The organism is Methanoculleus frigidifontis (assembly GCF_030464345.1).
Taxonomy (GTDB): domain Archaea; phylum Halobacteriota; class Methanomicrobia; order Methanomicrobiales; family Methanoculleaceae; genus Methanoculleus_A; species Methanoculleus_A frigidifontis.
On sequence record NZ_VCYH01000010.1, the window covers coordinates 36268 to 49610 of the forward strand.

At 63.1% G+C, this 13343-nt stretch carries 16 protein-coding genes; 7 read left to right on the forward strand and 9 right to left on the reverse strand.

Annotated elements, in window-relative coordinates; all coding sequences use genetic code 11:
• Positions 1 to 13 precede the first annotated feature (13 nt).
• The 3 genes from FGU65_RS13410 to FGU65_RS13420 are packed head-to-tail and all read right to left on the reverse strand — an operon-like array spanning position 14 to position 2999.
• The gene (locus FGU65_RS13410; RefSeq protein ID WP_301664998.1) at positions 14 to 715 is read right to left on the reverse strand and encodes a glycosyltransferase family 2 protein; all 702 of its coding nucleotides are present in this window, start codon (positions 713 to 715) and stop codon (positions 14 to 16) included.
• Positions 712 to 1689, reverse strand: a complete 978-nt coding sequence (locus tag FGU65_RS13415; RefSeq protein ID WP_301664999.1) for a glycosyltransferase family 4 protein — start codon at positions 1687 to 1689, stop codon at positions 712 to 714. Before FGU65_RS13415 ends, FGU65_RS13410 begins: the two co-directional genes overlap by 4 nt.
• Positions 1686 to 2999 (reverse strand): protoporphyrinogen/coproporphyrinogen oxidase, encoded by a 1314-nt coding sequence (locus FGU65_RS13420; protein ID WP_301665000.1) that lies wholly within the window; start codon positions 2997 to 2999, stop codon positions 1686 to 1688. The genes FGU65_RS13415 and FGU65_RS13420 overlap by 4 nt, the downstream gene beginning before the upstream one ends.
• A 591-nt stretch (positions 3000 to 3590) precedes the next feature.
• Between FGU65_RS13420 and FGU65_RS13425 the strand changes: the two genes are divergently transcribed.
• From FGU65_RS13425 to FGU65_RS13440, 4 genes are all read left to right on the forward strand, one after another.
• Positions 3591 to 4016 (forward strand): HAMP domain-containing protein, encoded by a 426-nt coding sequence (locus FGU65_RS13425; protein WP_301665001.1) that lies wholly within the window; start codon positions 3591 to 3593, stop codon positions 4014 to 4016.
• A gap of 69 nt (positions 4017 to 4085) precedes the next feature.
• On the forward strand, positions 4086 to 4808 hold the full coding sequence (locus FGU65_RS13430; protein WP_301665002.1) for a roadblock/LC7 domain-containing protein: 723 nt from the start codon (positions 4086 to 4088) through the stop codon (positions 4806 to 4808).
• Positions 4809 to 5018: 210 nt separating this feature from the next.
• A complete protein-coding gene (locus FGU65_RS13435) occupies positions 5019 to 5633 on the forward strand; it encodes a DUF2795 domain-containing protein (protein ID WP_301665003.1) in 615 nt (204 codons plus the stop codon).
• Positions 5634 to 5752: 119 nt separating this feature from the next.
• Positions 5753 to 5959 (forward strand): DUF2795 domain-containing protein, encoded by a 207-nt coding sequence (locus tag FGU65_RS13440; protein ID WP_301665004.1) that lies wholly within the window; start codon positions 5753 to 5755, stop codon positions 5957 to 5959.
• Between the two features lie 49 nt (positions 5960 to 6008).
• Here the strand turns inward: FGU65_RS13440 and FGU65_RS13445 are convergent, their stop codons facing one another.
• From FGU65_RS13445 to FGU65_RS13455, 3 genes are read right to left on the reverse strand one after another with little or no spacing between them, the layout of a single operon-like run.
• The gene (locus FGU65_RS13445) at positions 6009 to 6692 is read right to left on the reverse strand and encodes a TIGR04282 family arsenosugar biosynthesis glycosyltransferase (RefSeq protein ID WP_301665005.1); all 684 of its coding nucleotides are present in this window, start codon (positions 6690 to 6692) and stop codon (positions 6009 to 6011) included.
• Positions 6693 to 7481 carry a methyltransferase domain-containing protein gene (locus FGU65_RS13450; RefSeq protein WP_301665006.1) on the reverse strand — a complete coding sequence of 263 codons (789 nt, stop codon included), beginning with the start codon at positions 7479 to 7481 and terminating at the stop codon, positions 6693 to 6695.
• A gap of 6 nt (positions 7482 to 7487) precedes the next feature.
• The gene (locus FGU65_RS13455) at positions 7488 to 8489 is read right to left on the reverse strand and encodes a radical SAM/SPASM domain-containing protein (RefSeq protein WP_301665007.1); all 1002 of its coding nucleotides are present in this window, start codon (positions 8487 to 8489) and stop codon (positions 7488 to 7490) included.
• Positions 8490 to 8655: 166 nt separating this feature from the next.
• Between FGU65_RS13455 and FGU65_RS13460 the strand changes: the two genes are divergently transcribed.
• Both FGU65_RS13460 and FGU65_RS13465 read left to right on the forward strand, forming a co-directional pair.
• Positions 8656 to 9348: a TIGR04283 family arsenosugar biosynthesis glycosyltransferase gene (locus FGU65_RS13460; protein ID WP_301665008.1), complete on the forward strand. Its 693-nt coding sequence runs from the start codon at positions 8656 to 8658 to the stop codon at positions 9346 to 9348.
• A 163-nt stretch (positions 9349 to 9511) separates the two neighbouring features.
• Positions 9512 to 9682, forward strand: coding sequence for a hypothetical protein (locus FGU65_RS13465; RefSeq protein WP_301665009.1), 171 nt, complete (start codon positions 9512 to 9514; stop codon positions 9680 to 9682).
• Between the two features lie 145 nt (positions 9683 to 9827).
• Here FGU65_RS13465 and FGU65_RS13470 read toward each other — a convergent pair whose 3' ends face one another.
• Positions 9828 to 10592: a TIGR04255 family protein gene (locus FGU65_RS13470; protein ID WP_301665010.1), complete on the reverse strand. Its 765-nt coding sequence runs from the start codon at positions 10590 to 10592 to the stop codon at positions 9828 to 9830.
• A gap of 97 nt (positions 10593 to 10689) precedes the next feature.
• On the opposite strand from FGU65_RS13470, the gene FGU65_RS13475 reads away from it, so the two are divergent.
• The gene (locus FGU65_RS13475; protein WP_301665011.1) at positions 10690 to 11265 is read left to right on the forward strand and encodes a diacylglycerol/polyprenol kinase family protein; all 576 of its coding nucleotides are present in this window, start codon (positions 10690 to 10692) and stop codon (positions 11263 to 11265) included.
• Positions 11266 to 11272: 7 nt separating this feature from the next.
• Here the strand turns inward: FGU65_RS13475 and FGU65_RS13480 are convergent, their stop codons facing one another.
• Together FGU65_RS13480 and FGU65_RS13485 are read right to left on the reverse strand one after the other, a co-directional pair.
• Positions 11273 to 11641 (reverse strand): hypothetical protein, encoded by a 369-nt coding sequence (locus FGU65_RS13480; protein ID WP_301665012.1) that lies wholly within the window; start codon positions 11639 to 11641, stop codon positions 11273 to 11275.
• A gap of 48 nt (positions 11642 to 11689) precedes the next feature.
• Entirely contained in the window at positions 11690 to 12643 is a 954-nt protein-coding gene (locus FGU65_RS13485) for a methyltransferase domain-containing protein (protein WP_301665013.1), read from the reverse strand.
• Positions 12644 to 13343: the final 700 nt, after the last annotated feature.

The window sequence follows — 13343 nt, forward strand, 5'->3', positions numbered from 1 at the left end:
AAACGGGATCCCGTCACTTATACGTCCGCTTCGAGTAGTTGTAATTTACCGCGTCGCCGCCCTTCGCGACGATATACATCCACTCGTAGATGGACTTCAGCGTCCCGAACTGCTGGTAGCGCCGCATGGAGAACCCGACGCGGAGAGCGGGGTCGAGCATCACCCGGCCGAGTTTGCGCATCCGCTGGGCGATCTCCAGGTCGTCGCCCGCGTCGATGCAGCGATACATCCCGGCCTGGATGAAGGCGTCGCGGTCAAACGCGGTGTTGCACCCGAGAGTGAAGTAGATCGTGCGGGTGTGGTAGCCGACCCGGGCGAAGGTGTTGGCGCCGGCGAGGGAGAGATGATTTTTAAACCCGCCCTCGAGGGGGTAGACCAGCCCGTAGAGCTGGGCGAGATCGCCTCTGCGCTCGAAATCGGCGGCGATCCGCTCGACCCAGTTCTCCGGGAGGACGCAGTCTGCGTCCGTAGTGGCGACGATCTCGCCCTCTGCCGCCATAACACCGTCGTTGCGCGCCCCGCCGACCTTCGCGCTCTTCTGGATGAAGACGCTGTCGGCGAGCGGCTCTGCGAGCTCCCTCGTCCTGTCACGCGAGTTCCCGTCCACAACAATGATCTCGTAGGCCTCTCTCGGCACGGTCTGCCGGTTGAGCGACTCCAGGCAGCGGGTGATATTCTCTTCCTCGTTGTAGGTCGGGATGACGATCGATATCATTGTTCCACCAGTTCTCTGTAGAGTTGTTGATGCATTCGGGCAATAAGCGTGATGTCGTATTTCTCGGTGGAGGCGCGGGCGCTCCGTGCACACGCCTTCAGCAGATCGTCGTCGCCGAGGAGGTTCTCCGCTCCCATGCGGTCGTTGAAGAGGAGAACTGAATCGCCGAATATCTCCCGGAACTCATAGATGTCGCGTGCGACGACGGGGAGACCCGAGGCGAGCGCCTCGACGATGACCAGGCCGAAGGTCTCGGCATGCGAGGGCATGAAGAAGACGTCCGCCGCGCAGTAGGGGCGTGAGATGTCGTCGACGAGGCCGGTGAAGATGACGTTGTCGTGGCAGCGGCTCTTCTGCATCTGGATTTTGGTATAGTCTTTTGAGAGGGTGCCGTAGGGGAACCCGCCGACCCAGACCCAGGTGTACTCCGGGTGCCTGCCCGCGAGTTTGAGAAAGTCGTAGATCCCTTTCCGCGGCGTCTGCTGCCCGACGCTCAGGACCACCGTCCGGTCCGGGTCGATACCGTGCTCCTCCCGGAACTCCCGGCGCTTCCCGGCGTTCGGGCTGAAGTAATCACGGTCGATGCCGTTGGGGATCTGGGTCTTTTTGACCTCCGGCACCATCTGATCGGTCTCGCGGTGGCAGGGGTCGGAGATGGTGATGATGTGGTCGAACTTCCGGTAGATCTTCGGATAGATCCGATTGATGCGCTTCGAGAACGCGACGTTCCCTTCATTAAGCCGCGGCGTTGAGTGGGCGGTCAGCACCTTGACGCCGTCGGTGAACTTGAGGTGATACATCGCCCAGGGGCCGAAGGTGTGGTAGTGCGTCAGGTCGAAGACGTCCCGGTACGAGTTTCGCGAGATCTCCAGCCCCGGCAGGTGAGCGAGGTGGCTCTGCAGCGTCCGGGCGGCGGTCGCACACCCGATGTACTTGAGAAAGCGGAAATCTTCGACAAAGATGTTCACTTTCATCGATATGTCCTCACGAAGTCCATCGCGCTCCTGATGCAGCCGTCCATGTTGAGGTACTCAAACTCCGAGAAACGCCCCACAAGGGCGATCCCACGGTCGCAGCAGAACGCCCTGACGATCTCGACGTTCTTTTCGTAGTCGAGATCGTAGACGACGTACGCATACTGCTGCCGTTCGACGGAGGTGAAGACCACATCTTCAGCATCCCTGATAATACCAGCTTCACGGAGCCCTGCGACGGTGTGGGCGACGAGGTCGTCGTCCGGCATCTGCGAGACGGCGTCGCCCTCGTTGAAGGTTATCTCAGCGAGAATGGATGCATGCCCGTCGGGAGCCGCCGCCGTGCTGTAGTTGGAGGGGAACGAGACCCGGTTGAACTGCCCGATCCGGATCTCGGGGATATAGAGCCAGGAGAGATCGGGAACGCTGCCGGCAAGCCCGATGCAGATCGAGCAGAGCGAGTTGTACCGGAGGGCGTTGCAGGCCGCCTGCACCTCTTCGGGGACGTCCTCCAGGCAGGGGAGGAGCGCCTGGAGCGGGATGGTCGAGATGATCCGGTCGGCCTCGACCGTCTTGCTCCCGTCGCTGACGAGGAATCGCCCGTCCTCCTCGCGGATCGACCTGACGGAAAAACCGGTTCTGACCAGCGGCGTGACCGGCGATGCGATCGCCGCGACCAGCGCCTCTATCCCGCCCCGTGCCGGATAGGAGAAGACCGACTGGTGGGTGTAGCCCTCGGTCTCGATCCCGATCGCGGACTTGATGATATCCTCGACCGGGGGACGGGGGATGCGCCCTTCGACCCAGTGGAGCGACATCCGCTCCGGCGGATAGTTCCAGATCTTTTCGTTGTAGGGGAGCATGTAGCACTCGGCTATCCCCTTCCCGAAGGTTGCGCCTATCCACTCGGCGAAGTTTTCCGGGGGCGGGATCTCCCCTTTCTCGGCGGCGATGAGGGTTTTGACGAACTCGCTTATGCAGAAGAAGAGGTCGTCCTTCGGCAGGTCGGCAAGGCCGTTCTCGAAGGGATATTTGATGAACCGCCCTTTGTAGAGGATCTTTGTATTCCGTGTCCGCCGGCCGATATTCTCCCCGAGCACCCCGCACATGAAGGAGAGCACCTCGGCATCCCGCGAGAAGATGATATGCGATCCCCCGATATCGAAGGTGAAACCGGCGTCGGTTCTGGAGCGGCAGAGGCCGCCGATCCGCGCCTCGCGTTCCAGAACCACCACGTCGTCCCCACGTTCCTGCAGGAGCCGGGCGAGGGTCACTCCCGTCAGCCCCCCACCAAGTATTGCCGATTTCACGTCTTTATTGTTTGACATCACTGGCTTATATGGTTGACCATCCATCCTTTTTGGCGTTTCGCCACGGTATATGCCTATATCCGCAGGGTGCAGCAGGAAGCGGGGAAGTGATCCAAAAGAGGCCTGAACATTTCGGAGGAGGCCGATCGCATGCACGTTCCCGTGAGGATTCGTGGAGCCATGCGCACCCATCGGTGACCCGGCCGGTACAGCGTGGTGCCGGCTCTGCTCAGGCTTTCCCGGAAGCGTGACCGTGAGGGATATCCTCGTGGAGCCGGAGGGTCATGGAGGGGCATACCCTGTCAAAACGCCCATACCGGGATCCGGCGATGCACTGGGAGCACCGCCGGACCGGGGAGGCGACCTCCCCCGGGCAGGGAAAAATCCTTTCCAATCAGGGCGTCAGGTAATGATTTTCCACACCCTTTCCTGAAAAAGTCGTTACCTCTCGTCACAGATATTTCGAAAAAAGCCCATTATGCGTAAAATACGTTTTTGTTGATTTCAAACTGATAAAATCCAATTATAAATAAAATTATAAGATATACTTATTAAAAAGTTATAAATATGTGTTTGTTGAAATAATCAACCATGGTCGAATGGGCACAGAATCAGTTTGAACCGGGACCGCAGGGACTCTCCCTGCAGATCCCGATGTTCTACAAGTTGATGGCGAGTATGCTCTTTGTGGCGATCATCCCTGTCGGACTCCTTGGCCTGGTGTTCGCAGGCGATGCCGGCAGCGTCGTCGCAGTCCTCGGGCTGCAGAACAGCATCCTCCTGATGACGCTCGCCACGCTGGGTCTTGTGGTGATGTGGAGTTTCTTCCTCGCAAAGAGCATCACCGGCCCTCTCGAGCAGCTCGCGCAGGTAGCGATGAGCGTCAGCCGGGGCGACCTCGACGCAGCCGAGGTCACCGTCAACAGCAACGATGAGATCGGTGAACTCGCCGTCGCGTTCCGCAAACTCGTGAACGCCTACCGCGTCCTCGACACCCTGGCAAAAGAAGACGCATAACGGCACCGAAACCGGCACAAGGAGCCATGCACCGTCCACGAATACCTACCACACATTCTTTACGGTTCTATGATCGACACACTCCCCCCGGGAACGAGTATCGGAGAGATGCAGGCGCCGCTCCAGTGGATATACTCCCACACGGTCCGGTTCATCGGGATAGCCATGATCCGGGTCTCCGATGGAAAGGGATTTATTCTGATCCGGAAGGGAACCCCCCTTGCCTACTACTTCAGGCACGCATCGACGGTGCTCAAAGGCCCTGCGGCCCAGAAGTATTTCTCACAGCAGCCGCTCATCGACTTCGATCTCCGGAGACTGACACCCGACGAGTTCCGGGAGGCATACGAGGTCTGCAGTGTCGAAGGAGTGGCACTCCCGCCGGATGAGAACGGCGGTGCTCCCACCGCACCAGAGCCCGATGCCGAAGAACTGCGGCCGGCAGAGCCCGAAGCGAATGCCCGCGACGGGTACCCGCCGGACACAATGGATCTTCTCCTGCAGCAGCCGGGCGTCACCGCCGTCGTCCGCTTCAGGGAGGGACTCACGCTCTCGGCTGCCGGCTCGGTCGACTTCGAGTTTCTTGCGGTGATCGCCGAAGATCTCGTCCGGTGGGCCTCGTCCCTCGACTGCGTCGCCGATATGGGTCCGTTCGTCCAGATGACGCATTTTTACCGTGATGGCAATGTGCTCATCACGCCGCTTGACGATGACTACCTCTGCATCGTCACCACACCCGGGATACACTTCGGGCAGATACGCCGCCTCCTGCGCGACCTGCAGGTCTCCTGACCGCACGGGCACACGCGGCCGACGGTGCTCCCGTAAGAATGCGGGCGGGAGAGTACACCCCGGATTTTTCCAGCAGAAAAAGACAGGGAGAACCCTGCAGATGGCATACACCGACCGGAACGGTGCCGGTTGCCGTACCGCGGAGAACCATATAAAATGTTATATAATAGTAGTGTGATGTGAGGCGGTGTCACATGGGGGGGGCAAACGGTGGCAGAACTCGGAATTGGAGCGGATTCTCCGGTCTTGGAGAAGTACCTGAAAGGTGTCGACTACCCGGCAAGCAGAGAAACCCTGATCGACCGGGCAACGAGGAATGATGCCGGCCGGAACGTCATCGGCAGACTGGAGAGCCTTCCCGAGAGGATCTTCGTCTCACCGATCGATATCAGCAATGCTCTTGCCGGTTCCGTCGGGGCACCGACCGGGTATCGGCCAGGGTTTGCCACCATCGATGAAAAAACGCGACGGCGTGCCGCAAAAGCCGGCGGGAATGCCCCGCACCGGGCACGCGGACTCCAGGCGGCGGATGAGGAGACACGCAGACGCGTCGCCAGCGCAGGAGGGCGGGCGGCGCACGAAGTCCGCGGACTCCAGGCGGCAGACGAGGAGACACGACAGCGCGTCGCCAGGGCGGGAGGCGGAGCCCGGCACCGGGCACGCGGACTCCAGGCGGCAGACGAGGAGACACGACAGCGCGTCGCGAGGAAGGGCGGCGAGGCTCCGCACCGGGCACGCGGACTTCAGGCGGCAGACGGCGAGACGCGAAAGCGCGTCGCGAGGAAGGGCGGCGAGACCTCCGCAAGCGGACGAAAGGCGCGATAACCACAATACACTGACAGGACTCGGGCGGGAAAGCTCCTCCCAGAGCCACGTGCGACGGCCTGACCGAACTTTTTTATATCCTGCCCGATAGGAGGTGGCCGTTCACAGGAGGTGATGGTGTGGCCGAACCGAAACAGCATGTGAGCCCTGCGTACGTCCAGAAGTACCTTGCAGGGATCGATTATCCGGCGAGCAGACAGGACCTCATCAACCACGCGAAGAAGAACAACGCCGACCAGGACGTCATCAGCGTCCTTGGAGAAATGCCGGATCAACAGTACAATTCCGCTGCCGACGTCAGCAAGGCGATCGGCCAGATGGAGTGAGCGGAGGCATGCGGGATCTCCCGCATGCACTTTTTGTCCAGGATTTTTTCTACCCGCTGCCTGCCGGCAGCAGCCCCATCGCCGCCAGGGCGCGCCGGGTGTGGCAGGCAACACCGCCCCCCTCCGGCAGTGCTGCGATCTCGCGGCAGAGGCGGGCGAGGTCTGCCGCCGTGTCGACGTCGTACCAGGGCGGCAGCAGGGAGACGGCAAGGTCAAGGTCGGCGGCGACCGCGACCGTCCGCGCCGTCACCTGCGGTGAACTCCAGGGAATGCCGGCGAAGAGACGGGGCTCGTGCCGCTGCATCCCGATCAGGTAGTAGCCGCCGTCGTCACACAGCCCGATGACGATATCGGTCGTCTTGAGCCTGCGGAATGCCTCGGCAATATACCGGCCGGGGAGGGTCGGGCTGTCGCTGTCGCAGAGCACGGTTGCCGCAGCCCCGCGGGAGAAGAGCGTTCCCGCGACCGAGACGAGGCGTTCCCCCAGGTCGTCACCGGCCTGCGGGATGCAGGAGAAGCCTGCGGGAACGATCGCGGCAAAGAAGTCTTCCGCAGCAGGGGGCGTGCAGGCCACGAACGGACGGATGCTGTCGAGGCGGGCGAGACGGTCGATCGTGTCCCGGAGAAACCCGGTGTACAGCCGCGCCGCCCCCGCAGGCGTGAGCGGCGGGACGAGCCGCGTCTTCACGCAGCCGGGAACCGGCATCCGTGCCATGATCGCGGCAGCCTGCATTTAGTCCTTCCGGCCGATGACGCGGCCCCGCCCGACAATCCCTGCATCGGCGGCGCTCACCCAGAGACCGATGCCGCGCTCTGCATCCCGGTAGACGTCCGTCCCGAAGCGTTCGACGATCGAGTCTTTCAGGTCTCCGGTGAGAGCCTCCCGGTAGCGGTGCATATGTGACGCAAAGTCGTCGCTGAGATCCTCCCGCTCCCGCACGGCGAACCCGTGCCGGCGGAGCAACCGCTCGTATCCGTCCAGGGTCTCCATGGAGGGAAAGAGCATGAAGGTGTTGAGGCTGCGCCACTCCACATCGCTCATAGGCCCGGTCTGAACCCAGTCGGTGAACGCGATCGTGCCGCCGGGCGCGGCGACCCGGGAGCACTCGCGTATCAGCCGGTCTTTGTCGGTCACGTAGCACCAGGAGTCCTGCCCCCAGACGATATCGAAGATCCCGGACCGGAAGGGCATATCGAGGGCGTTCCCGAGACGGAAGGTGACGCGGTCGCCGAGGCCTTCGGCTGCGGTGCGCCGCGACGCCTCGTCGACCATCCGCTGCGTGGCGTCGAGGCCGAGCACCGTCGCGCCGTAAGTTCGTGCCAGGTGCCGGGCAGGCCCGCCAAGGCCGGAGAGCACGTCCAGCACCCTCGTCTCCGCACGCACGTCCGCCTTCTCTGCAAGGATATCGGTCTCCCGCTCGCCGCCGACATGGATCTGCTCCCCCATCAGCATCTCCCAGATGATGCCGATGGGGCCCTCGTAGGCTGCCGTGACATCACCGACGTTGATATCAAGCATCATTTCGTTTCATCTCCCGTGCGCCGCCCGCCAGCACTTCGGGTCAGGCCCGCAAGCGTCGCCGGTCTCGTAGTACGCCATCGCCCGGCACCCCCAGCAGACGGCGCTCTGCTCGCACCAGGTGCAGGGGGACGGGTTTTCAGCCGGCTGTTTCATCCGCGAAAAGAGCAGCTCGTCACGGTGCTCCTCGACGATCTGCCGCAGTGACTGGTCATGGATGTTCCCGAATCCCTCCCTGATGACCGAGCAGGGTGTGACGTCGCCGTCCGCTGTCACGCAGACCACACTGCCGCAGTAGAATTTGTTGACGTCCATCGTCCCGAAGGAGTGGGATGCTCCCGGATAGCAGATCGCATCCCGTGCAAGGCATGCGTCCCGGATCTCGTCGAGCGTCGGCACCCACTCCGGGTGGCGGCAGGCCTGGCCGACCGTGCAGATCTGCGTCAGGCAGATCGCCATCCCGACTTCCTCGCAGAAGTAGCGCATCGTCCTCTCAAGATCGCTCCCGGCGAGCGGCCGTGTGAACGTGATGCAGCTGACGAGCTCGCTCGCGGGTTTGCCGCAGGCAAGGAGGTTTGCGATGCCGCGGCGGATAGCACGGATCTTCGCCCCGGCATCGCCGTCGTGCAGCAGGGCATAGACAGCCGGGTCGAGGGTGTCGAGGTGGACGGAGATGAACCCTCCTTCCGTTGCGGCGGCGGCACGCTCTGCGACCCTCGGGTCGGCAAGCGGGATGCCGCTCGACCAGATGTTGTTGACAAACCCGAGGTCACGGGCATGCTCTGCAAGATCGTACCAGTCTTCGCGGACGAGCGGGTCGCCTCCCAGCCAGTCGACGGCCCGCACGTCCATCGTCGCCGCCGAGAAGAGGACTGCACCGATGTCCTCGGAAGAGAGCGCCTGCACTGCAGCGGTATCGGCCGGGGCGTAGCAGTACCGGCACCCCTGCGGGCAGGCGAGGGTCGACTCGATCTGCACGGAGTAGACCCGCTCCTCCTCAAAATATCGCACCGCGTCGTCCGCTCCGGGATGGAGGCAGCCTCGGGTGATAACCGTATTCGAACTTCGCCCTCTCTCATGCATGGGAGCAAACCCCGCAGAACAGTGTCCACCATGAGCACCATCCTATAAGTGGATGACGGTGCATACGACCTCTCCCGGGAGGGAAGTTTCGCGTATGCTCTCGATTATCACACCGGTGCTCAACGAAGAGGAGAATATCCCTCTCTTTCTGGCGCATATCGACGAACTTGCGGGGGAGATCGAGGTGATCTTCGTCGACGGCGGGAGCACGGACGGCACGTGGGCAGCGCTCCAGGCAGCGGCGGGTTCGAGCTCCCGGAGAATCATGCTGCTCGCGTCACCGGCAGGACGGGGCGTGCAGATGAACGCCGGCGCCCGGCATGCCGAGGGCTCCGTTCTGCTCTTCCTCCACGTCGACTGCAGGATTGCCCCGGACGCCCCAGCGGCGATCACCCGGGCACTCGCGCAGGAAGGGGTGATCGGCGGGGGGTTTCGGCACGCCTTCGCGAGCCGCGACCTGCTGCTGCGCCTGACCAGCCGGGTTGGAAACCTGCTGGCAGCCCGGACGCAGACCTTCTTCGGGGACTTCGGGATCTTTGTAAAGCGGGAGGTATTCTTCAGGATCGGCGGCTACGAACCGCTCCCCTACCTCGAGGACGTCGAGTTCTCCCGGGCGGCACGCCGGCACGGACGGCTCGTCCAGATCGACCGCACTATCGTCGCATCGCCGCGGCGGTACCTGCAGAAGGGGAAGTACCGCCTGAGCGCCGTCTACCTCCTGGTGATGTTCCTCAACGTGATCGGTATCAGGCCGCAGCGGTTCGTCCACTACGTCACCGAGAAGTGAGCACCCGTTGCGGGGGCAGGATCTGCCCGGGAACGTTTACGTTTCCGCTGCAACAATGGATTGTCCGGAAAGGAGTGTATGGTGTGACCCGGCCGGACTGGCAGCCGGCCTCATCACCCCCATCCTCGTCGGAGCAGGGATTGTGTTTCTATGTCCGCCCAGAGTGACGGAACCGGCAGCGGATGCTGCAGCCCGGCGTCTCTGGGTCTCCGTCTACGCGATGCGCAAAGTCGGGGAAAGCGCTGAATGTGTTGTGGATGCAGACCCCGGGCCCGAGATGCTCGCCGGGTTTGTGGAGCCCTCCGCAAATAGCGAGCTCTCCACCGAAGCGTAGGGCACCGTCATATCCGGGTATGCCCCGGTCAGGGACGCGAACGGCACCGCCGTCGGGCTGGCGGGCGTCGATGTGGGAGAACTCACGGCGGTAAACGGGTAGGATACGTATCGGCAAAAAGGGATAAGGGAGTTCCTCTTGCGTCTTACGGCGCGGTGAGGGCTTCCTCCTCCCGCCGCCGCCCGAAGAGGTCGCGCAGCCGGTCGGTGATGCAGGCCTCGAAGATCATCTCCACCCGTTCGTGGGCGCGGGCGATCCAGTCCATGACGCCGGCGGGACCGACCTCCCCCTCTTCTGTCAGGTAGTAGTCGATGTTGAGGAGAAACGCCGTTGTGCCCGGGGTCTCGGCCACGGCGTCGGTGAGTTCCACGCGGCAGTTGTCGCGCCCTTCGTCGAACGAGAACTCCGCGCCGGTGATGAACCCCGCCGGCAGGCCTTTCAGTTCCTGCGGGAAGGTCGGGAAGAACGAGAAGTAGTCGTCGAGCGCGATCTCCTCCTCCGGGACGACGACCGTATTGATGTAGCGCAGGTTGACCGTCCGGATCCCCTCGACCCCGATGATCTCGTTGAAGCGTGCATAGGCGTTCTCGATACGCGGCCGGAAATTGTCCCAGTCGGCGTGCGGTGTCTGGCAGTTCACGGTAAAGAGCCGCGGCCCTACCTGGAGAGCACACGTCCCGTCGTCGGTGGAGAGGACGGACCGTTCGGTGACCAGGAGCTCCTCGCGGAGCCCCTCAGGCCCGAGCATCACGACGACCTCGCGGACCCAGCGCTGGTCGCGCTTCGGGTAGGTATCCTTCACGTTCTCGAAGAGCACCCCCGGGAACGTCATATCCCAGGGCGTCTCCAGCGGAAACCGGAACTCGCAGACCGCTTCGGAGACGGGTGGATTGGCATACATATGCTTCATGCTAGACTCCTCCGGTGCGGAGGTAAAGCCGGGGAGACTTTAAGAAAGTAACCCGCCGCAGGATCATTTAAGATATACAACCGGCAAGGGTCAGGCGATGAACGAACTCTTCCGGCAGACCATCCACCTCCTGATGGGCGTCGTCGGTGCTGCGATCGTTGCCACCGTGCAGCCAAGGACGGCGTTTATCTTCTTCGGATTCGTTCTCTTCGCCGCGTTTCTCATTCTCGATATCATGACCAGAGGCTACGACCTCCCAATCCTCGAATCGCTTGTGGACGAGGCGGAGCGAACCGGCCGCGTCCCGATAAAAGGGGGCATTGCGTTTACCATCGGGGCTCTGCTCAGCTATGCGGTCTTCGGCCCGCTGCTCGCCGCGGCAGGCATCGTCACCCTCGGCGTCCTGGACAGCGTCGCCACGGTCGCAGGCACCCGGATCGGCAGCCGCAGGGTCTACCGGAAAAAGTCGCTTGAGGGGACGGTTGCCGGGATTGCGGCGGCGATAGTTGCTCTCTGCATCTATATTCCGTTCCTGACCGGCATTGCGGTATCCCCCGCGCTCGCACTGCTTGCCGCCGCCGCCGCCGGTCTCGTCGAGATGTTCTCGCCGGTCGATGACAACCTGCTCATCCCCCCGGCCGTCTGCAGCGTTCTCTTCCTGGCAGGATGGTGAGGAGAGACTACAGCCTGATGCCCCGCTTCTTCAGCTCGTCTGACTTCTTCTGCGAGCACTCTTCGCACCGGAACTCGGGCTGGGCGTCCTCGCTCCGGTCGTAGTTCCCGGCCCGCACCAGGCGGTAGCCGCGGGCGACTTTGCCGCAGTCCACGCACCGGATCTTCTCCCGCACCTCCCACTGGGCGGCGAGCGCCTGCGACGTGAAGATGAAGCGGTCGACCCAGAAGAAGATGAGACCGCCGATGAGATTCGCCACAACCGTTGCGGCAAGCGCCCCGATGGGCGCGAGGTAGTAGAGGACTACGGCGAGGATGGGCGTTGAGAGCTGCCACCGGACGAGGTAGAGCCCATACCGCTTAAAATTAACATGCATGAATAAAAATAACAGTATAGGTTCATAAAGGTGGGTTCAAAATACGGTTCACCCGAGCACCATGATCCGCCGCGTCAGGCTCTTGTGCACCCGCTGGCAGTGCACCTGCAGAACAGTGAAGGAGCGGGCTGCGATTGAGGTGACGTCGCGGTGGGTGACGACCACCGCACGCCGTCCGGGCCGGAGGATGCGGCGTATCTCGGCAAACGCCCCGTCGTAGAGGCGGTCCATGCTCTCCGCCCGGATCCTGACCGACTGGCCGTAGGGGAGATCGGTGACGACGGCTTCGACCGAATCATCCGCGAACGGCAGCGCCGTGGCGTCGGAGAGCATCACCGCTGCGTGCGGGAGGTTCTGGCGGCACCCCTCGACCATCAGGGGATCGAAGTCGCTGCCGATCGGCGCCACCCCGATCGTCTCGGCCTCGAGAAGGATCCCGCCGGTGCCGCAGAACGGGTCGCAGAGGGTCTCCCCCGGCCGGACGAGGGAGAGGTTGACGAGCGCCCGCGCCATGCGGGGCATCATCACCCCGGGGTGGAAGAACGGGCGGCGCATAGGGTTTCGGTACTCGAAAGCCCCCCGGTCGATCGTCAGAAGCACCCTGCCGAAGTAGCAGCGGTCGCCGGCGACGAGCGCCCGGTACTCCTCTTTCGGGTTTTTGAGCGAGACCGATCCTGCGATCATGCCGCCGATCATCCGCTCGAGCTCGAGCTGCGACGCCTCCATCTCCGCGTCGTGCATCTTCTTCACCCGTCCGGCGAACGGCTGTGCGGCAGTGAGGGAAAGGTCCCGGAGAAGCCGGGCGAAGGCGTCCCGGTCGGCCTCGCACTCCCCGAGGTACTCGAGGACGACGTGCGTGAGCGCGAGGCGGGAGGCCGCGGCAGGGTCGGGGCACTCCGCCACCGCGGCCTGCGTACGCCGGTCAAGGACGGCGCCGACGCATTCGAGCTCGGCTGCAGGGAGATCGGGGTGTTCGCCGGAGAGTTCGAAGAGCAGTTTCATCCCGGTATACTTGGCGCGGTATCCTCAAAAAAGCGGAGGTGGGGGGGCGGTACGAGACGGATGGAAAAGGGCGCAGAATGCACCGGATCGTGGCGGCACCAAAGCCGTTTCAAAAACAGCTGCAGGGAGGGGGCTCGCCCCATACGCGCTACCGTACCCGATGGGTGCACTGAATTCCTGTTGCTATCGGCGGGGTCCAGGCAATTGATGAGATCCCATCTCTTGCTCCGGATGACCGCAATCCGAGGTATTCGGGGGCACGGCTTTCCCCGGGGTATCGCCATGACTGCCCCCGCCCCTTAAGGGGCGGGGGAGGAGGCCGGAGGCCGGGCGAGGTGGGGGGTGAGGTGTGCGGATCTTCATGGGAGACAGGGGAGGGGAAAACCCCTCCCCGTCGGCCCCACCCCGGGGGCGATAGCCGCCACGGTCCACGGCATGGGGAGACGCCCGGGAAAAAGACCGTCCCCGGGACAAGCCCGGTCCGGCACCAGCCTCATCAGGGGAAGAGCGCGGTATACGCTTGAATCCCCGTATCGAAGGTCAGCACTAATGGGGGCTCGCTATCCCGGCACCGTAAATCCGGCAACCCTGGTTCGGGTACCGTTCCTTACAAAGCAGGCAGTAGAGTACCGCACCGATGCGAAAGCACGTGCTGGAAAGAGGCAGTGCACCGTGCAGCAGGCAACGGCACGGCGTTCGC

Coding starts and splice junctions, on each gene's coding strand:
- FGU65_RS13425 (WP_301665001.1), top strand. CDS start 3,591: ATGGTCGAATGGGCACAGAATCAGTTTGAACCGGGACCGCAGGGACTC.
- FGU65_RS13460 (WP_301665008.1), top strand. CDS start 8,656: ATGCTCTCGATTATCACACCGGTGCTCAACGAAGAGGAGAATATCCCT.
- FGU65_RS13485 (WP_301665013.1), bottom strand. CDS start 12,643: ATGAAACTGCTCTTCGAACTCTCCGGCGAACACCCCGATCTCCCTGCA.
- FGU65_RS13470 (WP_301665010.1), bottom strand. CDS start 10,592: ATGAAGCATATGTATGCCAATCCACCCGTCTCCGAAGCGGTCTGCGAG.
- FGU65_RS13450 (WP_301665006.1), bottom strand. CDS start 7,481: ATGATGCTTGATATCAACGTCGGTGATGTCACGGCAGCCTACGAGGGC.
- FGU65_RS13445 (WP_301665005.1), bottom strand. CDS start 6,692: ATGCAGGCTGCCGCGATCATGGCACGGATGCCGGTTCCCGGCTGCGTG.
- FGU65_RS13480 (WP_301665012.1), bottom strand. CDS start 11,641: ATGCATGTTAATTTTAAGCGGTATGGGCTCTACCTCGTCCGGTGGCAG.
- FGU65_RS13430 (WP_301665002.1), top strand. CDS start 4,086: ATGATCGACACACTCCCCCCGGGAACGAGTATCGGAGAGATGCAGGCG.
- FGU65_RS13475 (WP_301665011.1), top strand. CDS start 10,690: ATGAACGAACTCTTCCGGCAGACCATCCACCTCCTGATGGGCGTCGTC.
- FGU65_RS13410 (WP_301664998.1), bottom strand. CDS start 715: ATGATATCGATCGTCATCCCGACCTACAACGAGGAAGAGAATATCACC.
- FGU65_RS13415 (WP_301664999.1), bottom strand. CDS start 1,689: ATGAAAGTGAACATCTTTGTCGAAGATTTCCGCTTTCTCAAGTACATC.